At 61.5% G+C, this 15,305-nt stretch carries 12 protein-coding genes and 1 pseudogene; 7 read left to right on the forward strand and 6 right to left on the reverse strand.

All coding sequences use genetic code 11. From position 1 onward, the window contains the following. Positions 1-3: 3 nt before the first annotated feature. Complete coding sequence (locus tag DK870_RS19370; RefSeq protein WP_161549423.1) at positions 4-849, reverse strand: ABC transporter permease; 846 nt, start codon at positions 847-849, stop codon at positions 4-6. Then, on the reverse strand, positions 846-1,874 hold the full coding sequence (locus tag DK870_RS19375) for an ABC transporter ATP-binding protein (protein ID WP_161549424.1): 1,029 nt from the start codon (positions 1,872-1,874) through the stop codon (positions 846-848). The genes DK870_RS19370 and DK870_RS19375 overlap by 4 nt, the downstream gene beginning before the upstream one ends. 235 nt (positions 1,875-2,109) lie before the next feature. Here DK870_RS19375 and DK870_RS19380 point away from each other — a divergent pair, with 235 nt between their 5' ends. Next, the gene (locus DK870_RS19380; RefSeq protein ID WP_161549425.1) at positions 2,110-2,946 is read left to right on the forward strand and encodes an IclR family transcriptional regulator; all 837 of its coding nucleotides are present in this window, start codon (positions 2,110-2,112) and stop codon (positions 2,944-2,946) included. Between the two features lie 37 nt (positions 2,947-2,983). Here the strand turns inward: DK870_RS19380 and DK870_RS19385 are convergent, their stop codons facing one another. Both DK870_RS19385 and DK870_RS19390 read right to left on the reverse strand, forming a co-directional pair. Beyond that, on the reverse strand, positions 2,984-3,646 hold the full coding sequence (locus DK870_RS19385) for a response regulator (RefSeq protein WP_161549426.1): 663 nt from the start codon (positions 3,644-3,646) through the stop codon (positions 2,984-2,986). Continuing rightward, positions 3,627-7,004, reverse strand: coding sequence for an ATP-binding protein (locus DK870_RS19390; RefSeq protein WP_161549427.1), 3,378 nt, complete (start codon positions 7,002-7,004; stop codon positions 3,627-3,629). The genes DK870_RS19385 and DK870_RS19390 overlap by 20 nt, the downstream gene beginning before the upstream one ends. A 312-nt stretch (positions 7,005-7,316) precedes the next feature. Here DK870_RS19390 and urtA point away from each other — a divergent pair, with 312 nt between their 5' ends. The 5 genes from urtA (at position 7,317) to urtE (ending at position 12,155) form a co-directional block, all read left to right on the forward strand. Further along, positions 7,317-8,525 (forward strand): urea ABC transporter substrate-binding protein, encoded by a 1,209-nt coding sequence (urtA, locus tag DK870_RS19395; protein WP_060755339.1) that lies wholly within the window; start codon positions 7,317-7,319, stop codon positions 8,523-8,525. 95 nt (positions 8,526-8,620) lie between these two features. After that, a complete protein-coding gene (gene urtB, locus DK870_RS19400) occupies positions 8,621-9,538 on the forward strand; it encodes an urea ABC transporter permease subunit UrtB (protein WP_060755338.1) in 918 nt (305 codons plus the stop codon). A gap of 10 nt (positions 9,539-9,548) precedes the next feature. Continuing rightward, complete coding sequence (urtC, locus tag DK870_RS19405) at positions 9,549-10,700, forward strand: urea ABC transporter permease subunit UrtC (RefSeq protein WP_161549428.1); 1,152 nt, start codon at positions 9,549-9,551, stop codon at positions 10,698-10,700. Further along, positions 10,697-11,455, forward strand: a complete 759-nt coding sequence (gene urtD, locus DK870_RS19410) for an urea ABC transporter ATP-binding protein UrtD (RefSeq protein ID WP_060755336.1) — start codon at positions 10,697-10,699, stop codon at positions 11,453-11,455. The genes urtC and urtD overlap by 4 nt, the downstream gene beginning before the upstream one ends. Before the next feature lie 10 nt (positions 11,456-11,465). Next, on the forward strand, positions 11,466-12,155 hold the full coding sequence (gene urtE / locus DK870_RS19415) for an urea ABC transporter ATP-binding subunit UrtE (protein WP_060755335.1): 690 nt from the start codon (positions 11,466-11,468) through the stop codon (positions 12,153-12,155). A 52-nt stretch (positions 12,156-12,207) separates the two neighbouring features. On the opposite strand, the gene DK870_RS30030 is transcribed toward urtE, so the two are convergent. Next, a complete protein-coding gene (locus tag DK870_RS30030; protein ID WP_372241683.1) occupies positions 12,208-13,266 on the reverse strand; it encodes a methyl-accepting chemotaxis protein in 1,059 nt (352 codons plus the stop codon). Between the two features lie 66 nt (positions 13,267-13,332). Next, a pseudogene (locus DK870_RS30035) lies at positions 13,333-13,848 on the reverse strand (MCP four helix bundle domain-containing protein); the annotation flags it as partial. A gap of 225 nt (positions 13,849-14,073) precedes the next feature. Here DK870_RS30035 and fmdA point away from each other — a divergent pair. Next, positions 14,074-15,303: a formamidase gene (fmdA, locus tag DK870_RS19425; RefSeq protein WP_060755333.1), complete on the forward strand. Its 1,230-nt coding sequence runs from the start codon at positions 14,074-14,076 to the stop codon at positions 15,301-15,303. Positions 15,304-15,305: the final 2 nt, after the last annotated feature.

Below are 15,305 nucleotides of genomic sequence, written 5' to 3' on the forward strand. Positions count from 1 at the left end.
CGCTTAAACCCCCAGGGACTTTTTGTAGCGGCTTTCGACCATGCGGTTCCAGCTCAGCATGATCAGCAGGTTGACCAGCAGCAGCACCACCGCGATGGTCGCGCCCATGGGCCAGTTGAGTTCCGAGAGGTACTGGTCGTACACCACGGTGGCGACCATTTTCAGGCGCCGCCCGCCCAGCAGGCCGGGAATGGCGAATGAGCTGGCGGCCAGGCCGAATACGATCAAGGTGCCGGACAACACGCCGGGCATCACCTGCGGCAAGACGATCTTGCGCATCACCGTGGCCTGGCTTGCGCCCAACGAAAGCGCCGCCTGTTCAGCCGACGGGTCGAGTTTTTGCAGTGAGGTCCACACCGGAATGATCATGAACGGCAGCATCACGTGCACCAGCGCGATGATCACGGCAAATGGCGTGTACAACAGCTTCATCGGGCGCCCGCCGAGGGCCTGGATCACTTGATTGACCAAGCCGTCGGCGCCCAGCAGCAAGCTCCAGCCGAAGGCGCGCACCACCACCGAGATCAACAGCGGGGTGAGGATCAGGATCAGGAAAATCGAGCGCCACGGGGTGCCCATGCGGCTGAGGATGTAGGCCTCGGGCACGCCGATGACCACGCACAGCAAGGTCACCAAGGCGCTGATCCAGAAGGTGCGCCAGAAGATTTCGTAGAAATACGCATCGCGCAGCAAAGACAGGTAATGGGCGAAGGTCCACTCATCGGCCTTCACGCCGACCTGATAGTCGAACACGTTGAACGACAGCACCAAGGTCAAGCCCAGCGGCAGCAGCAACAGCCCGGTAAACAGGGCCAGGGCCGGCAACGACAATAAGTAGCCCCGACTCATGGGCACACCTCATCCGCCGCCAAGACGCGCAACAACTCGTCTTGCCACTGCAGGCCCACCGCCGTGCCGCAGCCCAGTGGCGTGCTGCCGTCGTTGCTGCAGGCCACGGTGATTTCGCCGAGCGGGGTCTGGACGCGGTACAACCATTGGCTGCCGAAAAAGTAACGGTCGCGTACGCTGCCTTGCAGGCGGCCGAGGCCGGCGTCTACCAGTTGGATTTTCTCCGGGCGCAGGCTCAGGGTCAGTTCACCGCTGCCGCCTGCCTGGCGCACTTGCGGGTTGCCGAGTGCGTCGTAGTCGCCGGGCAACAGGTTGGCTTTGCCGACGAAGTCCGAGATAAACCGGGTGCGCGGGTGCTCATAGAGGGTGTACGGCGCGTCGATCTGGGTCACACGCCCGGCCTGCATCACCACCACGCGGTCGCTGATCGACAGCGCTTCGGCCTGGTCGTGGGTGACCATCAAGGTAGTGATGCCCACGGCGCACTGGATGCGGCGAATTTCAAATTGCATTTCTTCGCGCAGGCTGGCGTCGAGGTTGGACAGCGGTTCGTCCAGCAGCAACACCGGTGGTTCGATCACCAGCGCACGCGCCAGGGCCACCCGTTGGCGCTGGCCGCCGGACAGCTCGCGCGGGTAGCGCTCGGCATGTTGCGCCAGGCGTACCAGCTCCAGCACGTTTTTGACCTGGGTGGCGATTTGGCTGGCCGGCACTTTGCGCATCTTCAGGCCGAAAGCGACGTTGTCGCGCACGCTCATGTGCGGGAACAGCGCATAACTCTGGAACACCACGCCCAGGCCGCGACTGGCGGGCTTGGCGTGAGTGATGTCGCGACCGTCGAGCAGGATTTGCCCGCCACTGACGTCCACGAAGCCGGCGATCATTTGCAAGGTGGTGGTCTTGCCGCAACCCGAGGGGCCGAGCAGGGACACGAATTCGCCTTTTTCCACCGCAAGGTCGGTAGCGACCACCGCGTCGACGGCGCCATAGCGTTTGCTCAAGGCGTTGAGTTGGAGAAATGCCATAGTGCGTTCCACCTTTTTGAGTCGCGTCGAGACGCGCTTTTTTGTTTTGGGCAGATGCGAAAGAAGTGTCGCGGGTGCGTTGGCGCTCGATCTCAAGTCGGCTGCCGATTGTTGTTCATTTCGCCCCTGTGAACGCAGATTAGGACGAAGAGCCGGAAGGGTGGAAGATGGAATTTCACTGAATGAAGTATTATTTTCAGTTTTATTCAACAGACAGAATAGTTGAGGCTTTTAGATGGAAAATTATTCCACTGAGCGGAATATCGAGAGCAAGGAAGTCGGCGCGGGCAGTGTGTCTCGGCTGTTTGCGTTATTGCGCACGCTGGGTACGGTGCCGGAAGGCGGCGAACGCGTGACCCAACTGGCGCAGCAGGTGGGCCTTTCCCAGCCCACCACCCACCGCCTGCTGCGCAGCCTGGTGGACGAGGGCATGGTCGAGCAGGATGCGCGCAGCAAGCGCTACCGCCTGAGCCTGGAGTTTTTCGCGCTGGCGGCGAATGCAGGCAAGACCGGCAACCTGCGTGACCTGGTGCGGCCAAGCCTGCTGCGCCTGAGCGCGTCCCTGGGCGACTCACTGTTTTTGCTGGCCCGCAGCGGTTTTGATGCGATTTGCCTTGACCGCAGCGAAGGTCCATACCCGATCCGCACCTTCACCGGCGATATCGGCGGGCGCGTGGCGCTGGGTGTCGGGCAGGGCAGCCTGGCGATCCTGGCGTTCCTGCCGGAGGAAGAGCGCGAAACGGTGATCCGCTACAACTTGCCCCGCCTCAAGGACTTCCATCTGTATGACGAAGTGCTGTTGCGTTCGGAGGTGGAGAACGTGCGCCAGCTTGGCTATGCGGCGCGCAATACCGGGGTGCTGGAGGGCATGGCCGGGCTGGCGGTGCCCATCCTCAATCGCGAGGGGCATGCGGTGGCGGCGTTGAGTGTGGCAACCATCAGCGACCGGCTGGGGCCGAGCCGCTTACCGATGGTGGTGGAGTTGTTGAAGCGCGAAGCGGCGGCGATCGGGCCGCGGATCAATCCGTTTGATCCGACCTTGCGCCGGCCTTCACAGACGTTTGGGGGATAACTCATTTTTGCGGTACCCCCTATCGCCCCGCACAGGTCTAGATCGCGGCCAGGGCTACCGACGTGGCTGCCGTGCGGGTCTCCACGCCGAGCTTCACATAGACATGCTCCAGATGTTTGTTCACCGTCCTCGGACTCAACCCCAGAATATCCCCGATATCCCGGTTGGTCTTCCCACACGCCACCCAGCGCAACACCTCCACCTCGCGCTCGGTCAGCTGGAATCTGGCTGACAGCAGCCTTTGTGCCGGCGCATCTTCAAGCGTCAGTACACTCGGCTGCCGTGCCTCCCTTGCCGACAGCAAAATACGCGACGTGCGCAAATGTGCCGCCACCCGTGCCAGCACCTCATCGGTCTGGATCGGCTTGATCACGTAGTCGCTGCCACCTACCTCAAACCCCTGCACGACATGCTTGCTATCGGTCAGCCCGGTCATGAACACCACCGGAATGTCTGCGCTGGCAGGCTGCGCCTTGAGCCGACGGCAGGTCTCGAAGCCGTCCAGGCCGGGCATCATCGCGTCCAGCAGGATCAGGTCCGGGCGCCGGCGTTGCACGCGGTTCAACGCGCTGAGGCCGTCGAGGGCAACCAGTACCATATAGCCCGCGTCGTCGAGGGCGTCGGAGAGCATGGCCAGGTTATCCGGGGTGTCGTCCACGATCAGCACGACGCCGGGTTCATTACTGGTCAATGCATTCATCTGCGGCCTCCTTGAGGGTTCGGTTGAGTTCATCCAGGCGGAAGCCCTTGAGCAGCCCGCGGACCTTGTTGATAAAAGGTTCGGTGTCCGGGCGCTGTTCAAGGAGGGTGTCGAGTTTGGCATGCAGGCCCCGCACATAGCCGATGGCGCTGAGCTCGGCGAGTTCAGCCAGGTCTGCAGGGCTGGGCAATACGCTGGGCGGTGGCGGTGGTATCCGACTTTGGGTGCGCCGCAGCCATTGCAGGCCCAGGTGCTGTTGCAAGCAGCCGAGCAGCTCCGGCGTGCGCACGGGCTTGGCCAGGTAATCGTTGCAGGCGGCGGCAATGCTGCGTTCGCGGTCATCAGTGAACGCGTTGGCCGAGATCACGATGATCGGCGCGGTGGACAACGCATTGCGGCGGATCAGGCGGCTGGTTTCATAGCCATCCAGGGTCGGCATCGAGAGGTCCATCAGGATCAGGTCGGGCGCCAGCAGCGCCACCTGGCGGATTGCGTCCTGGCCGTTGCTGGCCTGGATCACCTCGAAACCCAGCGGCGTGAGCATGCCGCTGAGCACCTTGCGATGATCCACATGGTCATCCACCACCAGAATGCGCCGTCGCGTGCCTTGATAGCCAATGATGTCGTGCTCGACATGTACCACCGCTTGCGGTGCGCGCACCTGCGACAGGAACAGCCGCACCTGGAAGCAGGTGCCCTTGTCCAGCTCACTGGTGACCCGCAGTTCGCCGCCCATCAAGGACGTGAGCATGCGGGTGATGGTCAGCCCCAGGCCCACGCCATTGCCCTGGCGCATCAGGTCGCCGCGTTCGAACGGTTGGAAAATCCGCTCCAACTGGCCGGGGTCGATGCCGATACCGGTGTCGATGATTTCAAAGTTGGCGGTCTCGCGCCTATAGCTGACCCTCAGGCACACCTCGCCGCTGTCGGTGAAGTTCACCGCATTGCCCAGCAGGTTGATCAGAATCTGGCGCACGCGTTTTTCATCGCCACGCACCACGGCGGGGATCTTGCCCACGCAGTCCAGGCGAAAGCGCAGGCCCTTGTCCCGGGCTTGCGGAGTGAACATCTGTTCCAGGTCGTGGAGCAGCTCGGGGAAGGGGATCTCGGTGGGTTCCAGGCGCAACTTGCCGGCCTCGATCTTGGCCACGTCGAGCAGGCCGTCGATCAGCGAGACCAAGTGCGAGCCGCTGCGCAAAATGGTCGCCAGCGCATCCTGGTGCTGTTCGGGCATGGCGCTGTCACGCTGCAGAATCTGGGTGAAACCGAGGATGCTATTGAGCGGCGTGCGCAGTTCATGGGACAGGCCGGTGACGTAGCGGCTCTTGGCGGCATTCGCCGCTTCGGAGGCCTCCTTGGCTTGTTGCAGCGCCTGGTCGGTGAGGCTGTGGGCGTCGATTTCCTGCATCAGCAGCAGGGTCTGGCGGTCGGACTCCTCCTGGGCCACGCCACGGCTTTCGCGGGTCAGCACCACCCACCAGGCGAGCACCGCGGCCAACACGGATAACGTCAGGAAAGCCTTGAAGAACGCCTGGTACAAGGTTTCCGAATGCGGCAAGCCTTGCGCTGCCTGCACATAGATCAAGGCCAAGGCACCGGCGAGCATCAACACCAGCGCCATCAGCAATCCGAGGTAATGTGCCAACCGGGTATGCAAGCGTGGCATCAGCGTATTGGGCAGCAACCAGCGCAGTACGCTTTCGAACTGGGTGACTAAACGGGCGTGGGGCTTGCAACGATCTCCGCAACGCGCATCCAGCGAACAGCACAGCGAACAGATCGGCGTGCCATAGGCCGGGCAGAACGCCATGTCCGCCGTCTCGAACGGGTTGCTGCACAGCCCGCAGACCGCGTGCGTCGCGCAGGCAACCGGGTGAATCAACTGCACGTCGCTGGTACGGGCGATGTAGTACTTGCCCTGGGTCAGCCAGGCCAACAGCGGCGCCATCACCAGCGCGGTACCCAGTGCCACGAAGGGCGGCGCGGCATGGGCCAGGGCGCCGAACAGGCCAAAGTGCGCGAGGATCGACAGCAATGAGGCAATCAGCATCGAGCCGACGCCTACCGGGTTGATGTCGTAGAGGTGCGCGCGCTTGAACTCGATGTGCCTGGGCGACAGGCCCAAAGGCTTGTTGATCACCAGGTCGGCCACCAGGGTGCCGATCCAGGCAATCGCGATATTGGCATAGAGCCCCAGTACCTGATCGATCACATCGAACACGCCCAACTCCATCAACATCAGCGCAATGGCCACGTTGAACACCAGCCACACCACACGGCCGGGGTGACTGTGGGTGACCCGGGCAAAGAAGTTGGACCAGGCCAGCGAGCCTGCATAGGCATTGGTCAGGTTGATCTTCATCTGCGAAATGAACACGAACAACACCATGGCGCCGAGTGCCCATTCCGGTGAGCTGAACACATAGCGGAACGCGACCAGGTACATCTGGGTCGGTTCGGCGGCGCGCTCCATGGGGATTTCATGTTGCAGCGCGAGAAATGCCAGGAACGCCCCGCCGAACATCTTCAAGGCGCCGGGGACGATCCAGCCGGGGCCGGCACACAGCAGGGCGGCCCACCAACGCTTGCGGTTGGCAGCAGTTTTTTCCGGCAGGAAGCGCAGGTAGTCCACCTGTTCGCCGATTTGCGTCACCAGCGACAGCGCCACGGTGCAGGCGGCGCAGAACGCCAGCAGATTGAAATCGCCGCCGTCGGCGTTGCGCCCGACGAAGCTGGTCCAGTCGCTGAAAGCGTCGGGGTTTTTCCACGCCACAAAGCCGTAGGGCAACACCAGCAACAGCAGCCAGATCGGTTGCGTCCACAATTGCAGGCGGCTGATCAGGGTCACGCCGTAAGCCACCAACGGGATCACCAGCAGTGAGCAGATCACATAGGCCAGGGCCAGCGGGATATGGAAATACAGCTCCAGGGCCAGGGCCATGATCGCTGCTTCCAGGGCAAAGAACAGGAAGGTGAAGCTGGCGTAGATCAGCGAGGTGATAGTCGAGCCGATGTAACCGAAGCCGGCACCGCGAGTGAGCAGGTCCATGTCCACACCGTAGCGCGCGGCGTAGTAGCTGATGGGCAGGCCGCTCAAGAAAATTATCAGGCTGATGGCGAGGATCGCCCAGAAGGTGTTGGTGAAGCCGTAACTCAAGGCCAGCACACCGCCGATGGCTTCCAGCGCCAGGAACGACACCGCGCCGAGGGCCGTGTTGGCAATGCGCAGTTCCGACCATTTGCGAAAGGACTTGGGGGTGTAGCGCAGGGCATAGTCTTCCATGGTCTCGTCGGCGACCCAAGTGTTGTAGTCGCGGCGGATCTTGATGATGCGCTGGGTACCGGGAGGGGGCTGCACGGTGGAAGGCTCCGGGAAGTGGGCGAGATTGATCAGCAAATTCCATGCCCCGACAGCCACCAGGATCCAAATGTGCGAGCGGGCTTGCTTGCGAATGCGGTGTGTCTGTAACAGATGGGGTGACAGCTACCGCGCATTCGCGAGCAAGCCCGCTCTCACTGGGGATCTCCAGTGCCTGGGGGAGCGTGATCCTGCCCTGGATTGGTGCGCCGCGGCATACGTCAAATGACGTACACCGTTACGTCAGGCTGCGTATACCCGAGCCGGCTGACTGCCGCCATGCTGGACACCTCATTGCAGAGGAGTCGCCCCATGGCAATACGATTGATCCGCTCCACACCGCTGTTGGCCTTGTCATTGCTGGCGGCCGCTCTGTTCAGCCAGGGCGTGCTGGCCGATAACGAAGGCCTGGCCGTGACCCCCACCGAAGTCACCGTCGGCCAATTGCATTCGGCCACCGGCACCATGGCTATTTCCGAGACCGGCTCGATCCAGGCCGAGCGCCTGGCCATCGAACAGATCAACGCCTCGGGCGGGATCCTGGGACGGCAGATCAAGGTCATTCAGGAAGACGGCGCCTCCGACTGGCCGACCTTCGCCGAAAAAGCCAAGAAACTGCTGGTCAACGACAAGGTTGCCGCGGTGTTCGGCTGCTGGACGTCGGCCTCGCGCAAAGCCGTGCTGCCGATCTTCGAGAAAGAAAACGGCCTGCTGTACTACCCGACCTTCTATGAGGGCCTGGAACAGTCGAAAAACGTGATCTATACCGGGCAGGAAGCCACCCAGCAGATTCTCGCCAGCCTCGACTGGATCGCCAAGACCAAGGGCGCCAAGACCTTCTACCTGGTCGGCTCCGACTACATCTGGCCGCGCACCTCGATGAAGATCGCGCGCAAGCACATTGAAAACGTACTGCACGGCACCGTGGTCGGCGAAGACTACTACCCCTTGGGCAACACCCAGTTCGGTTCGCTGATCAACAAGGTCAAGCTGAAAAAGCCTGACGTGGTGTTTGCCGCCGTGGTGGGCGGTTCCAACGTGGCGTTCTACAAACAACTCAATGCCGCAGGCGTGAATGCCTCCAAGCAGACCTTGCTGACCCTGTCGGTCACCGAAGACGAACTGCTCGGCATCGGCGGCGAGAACATGGCCGGTTTCTATGCCTCGATGAAGTACTTCCAGAGCCTGGACAATCCTAACAACAAAGCCTTCGTCGAAGCCTTCAAGGCCAAGTACGGCAAGGATGCGGTGATCGGCGACGTAACCCAGGCAGCCTACCTCGGCCCATGGTTGTGGAAAGCGGCGGTGGAGAAGGCCGGCAGTTTCGACGTGGATAAAGTGGTGGCCGCGTCCCCGGGCATCGAACTGAAAACCGCGCCGGAAGGCTATGTGAAGATCCACGAGAATCATCACCTGTGGAGCAAGTCGCGCATCGGCGAAGTGCAGCCGAACGGCCAGTTCAAGGTGATCTACGAGTCGGACCTGATCGAGCCGAACCCATTCCCGAAAGGCTACCAGTAACGGGTTTCACCTGTGGGAGGTGGCTTGCCCTAATGCCACCTCCCACATAAAGCCAAGGCAGCCCGCATTTCATTTCTCTGCAGGAGACCATCATCATGGAATGGCTATCGGAATTTGGAGCCATCGCGGCGATGCAGGGGTTCAACGGTTTGTCCGTGTTCTGCGTGCTATTGCTGATGGCATTGGGGCTGGCGATCATCTTTGGCCAGATGGGCGTCATCAACATGGCCCACGGTGAGTTCCTGACCATCGGCGCCTACACCACCTACGTGTGTTCCAGCCTCACGGCGCACTTTGCCCCGAGCTTCCAACCCTATTACTTCTTCTTCGCCATCGCCCTGTCATTCCTCGTCGCCGGTGCCATTGGCTGGCTGGTGGAATGGGCGATGATCAGCCGGTTGTACAAGCGCCCGTTGGACACTTTACTTGCCACCTGGGGCTTGTCGCTGGTGATGCAACAGACCTTCCGGTCGGTATTCGGTGCCCGTGAAGTCAGCGCTGAACCACCGGCATGGCTGATGGGGTCGGTGAACTTCACCGATGCCATCGAGATCCCGCGCAACGGCCTGTTCATGATGGGCCTGACCCTGCTGCTCACCGCTGCGATCTTCCTGATGCTCTACCGTTCGCGCTGGGGCTTGCAGGTACGCGCCACGGTGCAGAACCGTCTGATGAGCCGTGCGGTGGGTATCAATACGCGCAAGGTCGACCGCATGACTTTCGCCCTGGGCTGCGGCGTGGCCGGTGTGGCCGGCGCGGCATTCACCACGATTGGCTCGACCGGGCCGACAGCGGGCTCGCAGTACATCGTCGACACTTTCCTGGTGGTGGTGTTCGGCGGCGCGCAAAGCCTGTTCGGCACCATCGCCTCGGCTTTCGTGATTGCCCAGACCCAATCGCTGTCGGAGTTTTTTCTCAGTGGCTCGATGGCCAAGGTGCTCACCTTGTCCTCGGTGATTCTGATCCTGATGCTGCGCCCGCAAGGGTTGTTCTCCATCAAAGTGCGCAAGTAGAGGCGACCGGATGAAGGCTTTAGACAAGCTGCTGGGCGGCCAGCAAAACCTGATCGGCATCGTGTTGCTGGCGGTGTTGATCCTGGTGATATTTCCCCTGACCCTTGATGCGTTCCGCCTGAACATGGTCGGCAAATACCTGACCTACGCGTTTGTCGCGGTCGGCCTGGTGCTGTGCTGGGGCTATGGCGGCATCCTTAGCCTGGGGCAGGGCGTGTTCTTCGGGGTTGGCGGCTATTGCATGGCGATGTTCCTCAAGCTTGAGGCCTCGGACCCGGAAAGCACCAGGATTCAATCGACGCCGGGCATCCCGGACTTCATGGACTGGAACCAGATCACCGAACTGCCGTGGTTGTGGCAGCCATTCCACAGTTTCAGCTTCACGCTGGTGGCAGTGATTGCGGTGCCGGTGCTGCTGGCCTTCATCATCGGCATGGCGCTGTTCAAGCGGCGCGTGGGCGATGTGTATTTCTCCATTGTCACCCAGGCGATTGCGCTGATCCTCACCGTGCTGATCGTCGGCCAGCAAGGTCTGACCGGCGGCGTCAATGGCATCACCGACCTCAAGACCCTGCTGGGCTGGGACCTGCGCACCGACAGCGCGAAGATGGCCCTGTACTTCATCAACGCCGGGTTGCTGTTCGGCTGCATCCTGATTGGCCGTTTCATCCTGGCGTCAAAGCTCGGCCGGCTGCTGATGGCTATGCGCGACAAGGAAGAGCGCGTGCGTTTCTCCGGCTATGACGTGGCCAGCTTCAAGATCTTCGTGTTCTGCGTGGCGGCTGCCTTCTCGGCGATCGGCGGGGCGATGTTTGCCTTGCAGGTGGGTTTCATGTCGCCTTCGTTCGTGGGCATCGTGCCATCGATCGAGATGGTGATCTTTGCGGCGGTGGGTGGGCGCATGTCGCTGCTGGGCGCGGTGTACGGCGCGCTGCTGGTGAATTACGGCAAGACGTACTTTTCCGAGTCGTTCCCCGAGTTGTGGTTGTACCTGATGGGCGGGCTGTTTATCGCGGTGGTGATGTATTTCCCCAATGGTCTCGCCGGGCTATGGGACAGCCATGGTCGCCAGGCGCTGGCGAAACTGTTGCGACGCAAACCGGTAGTGCAAGCCCCGATTAAAGCCAAGGCCAACACCAAGATCCTGGAGACCCAACCATGACCGCCGTCGGTTTTGAAATGAACAAACCGGTGCTGGCCATCGAAGGTCTCACCGTTTCGTTCGACGGTTTCAAGGCCGTCGATAACCTCAACCTGTATATCGACCGCAATGAAGTGCGCGTGGTGATCGGCCCCAACGGCGCGGGCAAGACCACCGTACTCGACCTGATCTGCGGCAAGACCCGCGCCACCAGCGGCAGTATCCAGTTCGATGGCCAGGAACTGACCAGGATGCGCGAGTACAACATTGTGCGGGCCGGGGTCGGGCGCAAGTTCCAGAACCCGTCGATCTACGAGAACCTCACGGTGTTCGAAAACCTGGAAATGTCCTACCCGGCGGGGCGCAAGGTGTGGGGCGCGCTGTTCTTCAAGCGCAGTGCCCAAGTCATCCAACGGGTAGAAGCGGTGGCGCAAGAGATCTTTCTTGGCGACTTGCTGCAACAACAGGCTGACCTGCTGTCCCACGGGCAAAAACAGTGGCTGGAAATCGGCATGTTGCTGATGCAGGACCCCGAGTTGCTGATGCTCGACGAACCCGTCGCGGGCATGAGCGTCAACGAGCGCGCGCAAACCGCCGAGCTGCTCAAGCGCATCAGCCAGGGCCGTTCGGTGCTGGTGATCGAGCACGATATGGAGTTCGTCAAAAGCATCGCCCACAAAGTCACGGTGTTGCACCAGGGCAAGGTGCTGGCCGAGGGCAGCATGGAGTCGGTGCAAAGCAACCCGAAAGTCATCGAAGTGTATTTGGGCCACTGAGGAAACAGGTATGTTCAAGATCGACCAGTTGTCCTGCGGCTACGGGCAGAGCCAGATCCTCCATGACCTGCATCTGGACGTCGCAAAGCGTGAAATCGTCGCTGTGATGGGCCGCAACGGCATGGGCAAGACCACCCTGTTCAAGAGCCTGATGGGCATCCTGCCGCAGTGGAAAGGCCAGGTCAGCGTGGACGGCCACGATGTGTCGGCGCTGGAAACCCATGAACGGGTGGCACGTGGCATCGCCTATGTGCCTCAGGGCCGCATGATTTTCCCGAGCATGACGGTGTTGGAGAATATCCAGACCGGCCTGCCGGCGTCGGCACGCGGCAAAGTGCCGGAAGACTTGTACGCACTGTTCCCCGTGCTCTACGACATGCAATCGCGCAAGGGTGGCAACCTCTCCGGCGGCCAGCAACAACAGTTGGCGATCGCCCGTGCGTTGGCGACCAATCCCAAGGTGCTGTTGCTGGATGAACCGACGGAGGGCATCCAGCCGTCGATCATCAAGGACATTGCGCGCACGCTGAAGGAGATTCGCAACCTGCGCGACCTGACTATCGTGGTCTCGGAGCAGGTGCTGTCGTTCACCCTGGACATCGCCGACCGCTTCCTGGTGATCGAGAAGGGGCGGTTTGTGATCGAAGAGACCCGGGACCGGGTCGACGAAGCGACGATCAGCCGCTATCTGTCGGTGTGAAAAGTGCTGCGCGCTTGACCTGCAAGCTCTTGCAGATCAAGCGCGACAAACTTCAGGCCACGTTGAAAAACGCCACCTGGGTGCTCAAGCGGTCCGCTAGCTCCACCAGTTCATGATTGGAGTTTTCTACCTGTTCGGAACGGGCCGCCGACTGCACGGTGGAGCTGTGGATGCGTGTGACGTTCTGCGCGACTTCTTCGGCGGCGGCGCTTTGCTGGACTGCGGCACTGGCGATCTGCGCATTCATCGCGTTGATCGCGCCCACTTCCTGGCTGATCTTGCCCAGTGCCGCTTGTGAGTCGCGGGTCTGCGCCACGGTGACCTGGGCCAGGCTGCGGCTGCGTTGCATGATGCCGGCGGCGTCCTGGGTGCCGCTTTGCAGCTTGCCGATCATGTCGCGGATTTCCTGGGTGGACGCCTGGGTGCGCGTCGCCAGCGAGCGGACTTCGTCGGCCACCACCGCAAAACCACGACCCTGTTCACCGGCCCGCGCCGCCTCAATGGCGGCGTTGAGTGCCAGCAGGTTGGTCTGGGCGGCAATCGCGTTGATCACTTCGATCACGGTTTCGATGTTTTCACTGTCACTGGAAACCTGGTTTACCCGGCTGGTGGCCTGGTCGAGGATCGTCGCCAGCTCCTCGATGGCCACGGTGACCTCGCCCACCAGGCGATGGCCGCTGTCCACTTCGGCATCCGCCAGGCTCGTCGCTTTCGATGCGGTCGAGGCGTAGCCCGAAACCTCGCTGACCGAGGCGGCCATTTGCGTGATCGCGGCCGCTACATGCTGGGCCTCGCTGGTTTGCAGGGTGATCTGCTGTCGGTTGTCACTGGCCACCGTCAACAGGGTGACCGAGGAGTGGCGTAGCGCCTGGGCCGCCGAGCGTACTTCGGTGATGGTGTCGCGCAGACGCGCCAGGGCGTTTTTCAGGATGCCCATCACGCTATCGGGGTAGCGGGTTTCGATGAGCTGGTTCAAATCGCCATTGGCCAGGCGACGGATCGCTTGGGCGACTTCTTCCGGCTCGGCACCGAGGGTCGCCTTGACCTGGAGAATGATCAGCAGCGATACCAGCACACTCAAGACGATTGCCACGGCACTGGCCAGCAGCATCAGCACGGCAAAATTGCCGGCTGCCGATTGCACCGTGTCCAGGCGTTGCTTGATCTGGGCTTCCTCGAAGTCGATCAATGCATTCACGCGCTTGAGCCATTCGGTGTAGTACGGCGATGCCTGGGTCAGCAGCAGCTCCTGGGCGCCGGCAATGTCATTGCCGCGACGCAGGCTGATCACGCGTTCGGTGGAGGCCAGGGCCTGGGTCTCGATGGCCTTGATATCCCCCAGAAGCCGGGATTCTTCGGCGCCGGCCGTGGTCTGGGCGAACAGGCGATCCATCAGCACCGCCGAGTCCTGGTAATCGCGTTTGAGTTGCTCGATCTCGGCCAAGTGGTGGCTGAGCGTCGTCTCATCCTTGACCAGTACCGCGTCGCGAATGGCGATGGCGCGGTTGTGCACGCTGCCACGGAAGTTGATCGCGTAGCGTTGGACCACGGCGGCTTTTTCGCCGACATCCTTGAGCGTGCTGTCGATAAAGCCCACGCGTTGAATACCGACCGCAGTGATCAGCACCAGTAACGACAGGGTGGACGCGAAGCCCAGTCCGATGCGCATCGCCAACGACATAGGTTTTTTCATGGAAAGCTCGATATTCGGGAGGGCAAGGAGTGATGGCTAAAAGCTATCTGTGCCGCGAATCTATCGATCTGCCTGCCACGGGTCCAATCAGTAAATACTTAAACCATCATCGAGCAAATTGATGGAATAAAACCTGGATTCATACGTCATCCGACGTATTTCCCGTTTTTCCTGGCCGCCTGAGACTGGATCCCACGCCTTGTCATCCTTCCCAGGAGTCAGTCCATGACCGAAACACTGATCAAAGTCGACCTCAACCAGCCTGTTACCGAGAACGAGCACATCCACAACCGCTGGCACCCGGATATCCCGATGGCGTGCTGGGTCAAGCCGGGTGATGACTTCATCCTTGAAACCTACGACTGGACCGCCGGCGCGATCAAGAACAACGACGACGCCAGTGATGTGCGCGATGTGGACCTGTCCACCGTGCATTACCTGTCCGGGCCGGTAGGTGTGCACGGCGCCGAGCCGGGGGACCTGCTGGTGGTCGACTTGCTGGATATCGGCGCCAAGGCGGATTCCCAGTGGGGCTTCAATGGGTTTTTTTCGCGACAGAACGGCGGCGGCTTTCTCACCGATCACTTCCCCCATGCGCAAAAAGCGATTTGGGATTTCAAAGGCATGTTCACCAGCTCGCGGCACATTCCCGGCGTGAACTTCGCCGGCCTGATTCACCCCGGCCTGATCGGCTGCCTGCCCGATCCGGTGATGCTCGCCGACTGGAACCGCCGCGAACAGGAACTGATCGACACTGACCCGACCCGTGTCCCGCCACTGGCCAATGCACCGCTGGCCGCCACAGCCCATATGGGCAAGATGAAAGGCCAGGCGCGTGATGATGCCGCCGCGACCGGTGCGCGCACGGTGCCACCGCGTGAACATGGGGGTAACTGCGATATCAAGGATCTGTCCCGGGGCTCGAAGATCTTCTTCCCGGTCTATGTCAAAGGCGCGGGACTGTCGGTGGGCGATTTGCACTTCAGCCAGGGCGACGGCGAAATCACCTTTTGCGGCGCCATCGAAATGGCCGGCTGGGTGCATATGAAAGTCGAGCTGATCAAGGGCGGCATGGCCAAGTACGGGATCAAGAACCCGGTGTTCAAGCCGAGCCCGATCACGCCGAACTACCAGAACTACCTGATCTTCGAAGGCATCTCGGTAGACGAACAGGGTCAGCAGCACTACTTGGATGTCAACGTCGCCTACCGCCAGGCCTGCCTGAACGCGATCAACTACCTGACCAAGTTCGGCTACTCGCCGGCCCAGGGTTATGCGCTGCTCGGCTCCGCGCCGGTGCAAGGGCACATCAGCGGCGTGGTGGACATCCCGAATGCCTGCGCGACCTTGTGGTTGCCGACGGAAATCTTCGAGTTCGACATCAACCCCAGCGCCAACGGCCCGACCCGGTTCCTCGACGGCAGTATCGACCTGCCCATCGCCCTGGACCTGTAGCC

Origin of the sequence: Pseudomonas sp. Q1, from assembly GCF_009935975.1 — a bacterium.
In the GTDB taxonomy this organism is placed as follows: Bacteria; Pseudomonadota; Gammaproteobacteria; order Pseudomonadales; family Pseudomonadaceae; genus Aquipseudomonas; species Aquipseudomonas palleroniana.

Coding starts and splice junctions, on each gene's coding strand:
- urtC (WP_161549428.1), top strand. CDS start 9,549: ATGAAGGCTTTAGACAAGCTGCTGGGCGGCCAGCAAAACCTGATCGGC.
- fmdA (WP_060755333.1), top strand. CDS start 14,074: ATGACCGAAACACTGATCAAAGTCGACCTCAACCAGCCTGTTACCGAG.
- DK870_RS19375 (WP_161549424.1), bottom strand. CDS start 1,874: ATGGCATTTCTCCAACTCAACGCCTTGAGCAAACGCTATGGCGCCGTC.
- DK870_RS30030 (WP_372241683.1), bottom strand. CDS start 13,266: ATGCTGCTGGCCAGTGCCGTGGCAATCGTCTTGAGTGTGCTGGTATCG.
- DK870_RS19385 (WP_161549426.1), bottom strand. CDS start 3,646: ATGAATGCATTGACCAGTAATGAACCCGGCGTCGTGCTGATCGTGGAC.
- urtD (WP_060755336.1), top strand. CDS start 10,697: ATGACCGCCGTCGGTTTTGAAATGAACAAACCGGTGCTGGCCATCGAA.
- DK870_RS19370 (WP_161549423.1), bottom strand. CDS start 849: ATGAGTCGGGGCTACTTATTGTCGTTGCCGGCCCTGGCCCTGTTTACC.
- DK870_RS19380 (WP_161549425.1), top strand. CDS start 2,110: ATGGAAAATTATTCCACTGAGCGGAATATCGAGAGCAAGGAAGTCGGC.
- urtB (WP_060755338.1), top strand. CDS start 8,621: ATGGAATGGCTATCGGAATTTGGAGCCATCGCGGCGATGCAGGGGTTC.
- urtA (WP_060755339.1), top strand. CDS start 7,317: ATGGCAATACGATTGATCCGCTCCACACCGCTGTTGGCCTTGTCATTG.
- urtE (WP_060755335.1), top strand. CDS start 11,466: ATGTTCAAGATCGACCAGTTGTCCTGCGGCTACGGGCAGAGCCAGATC.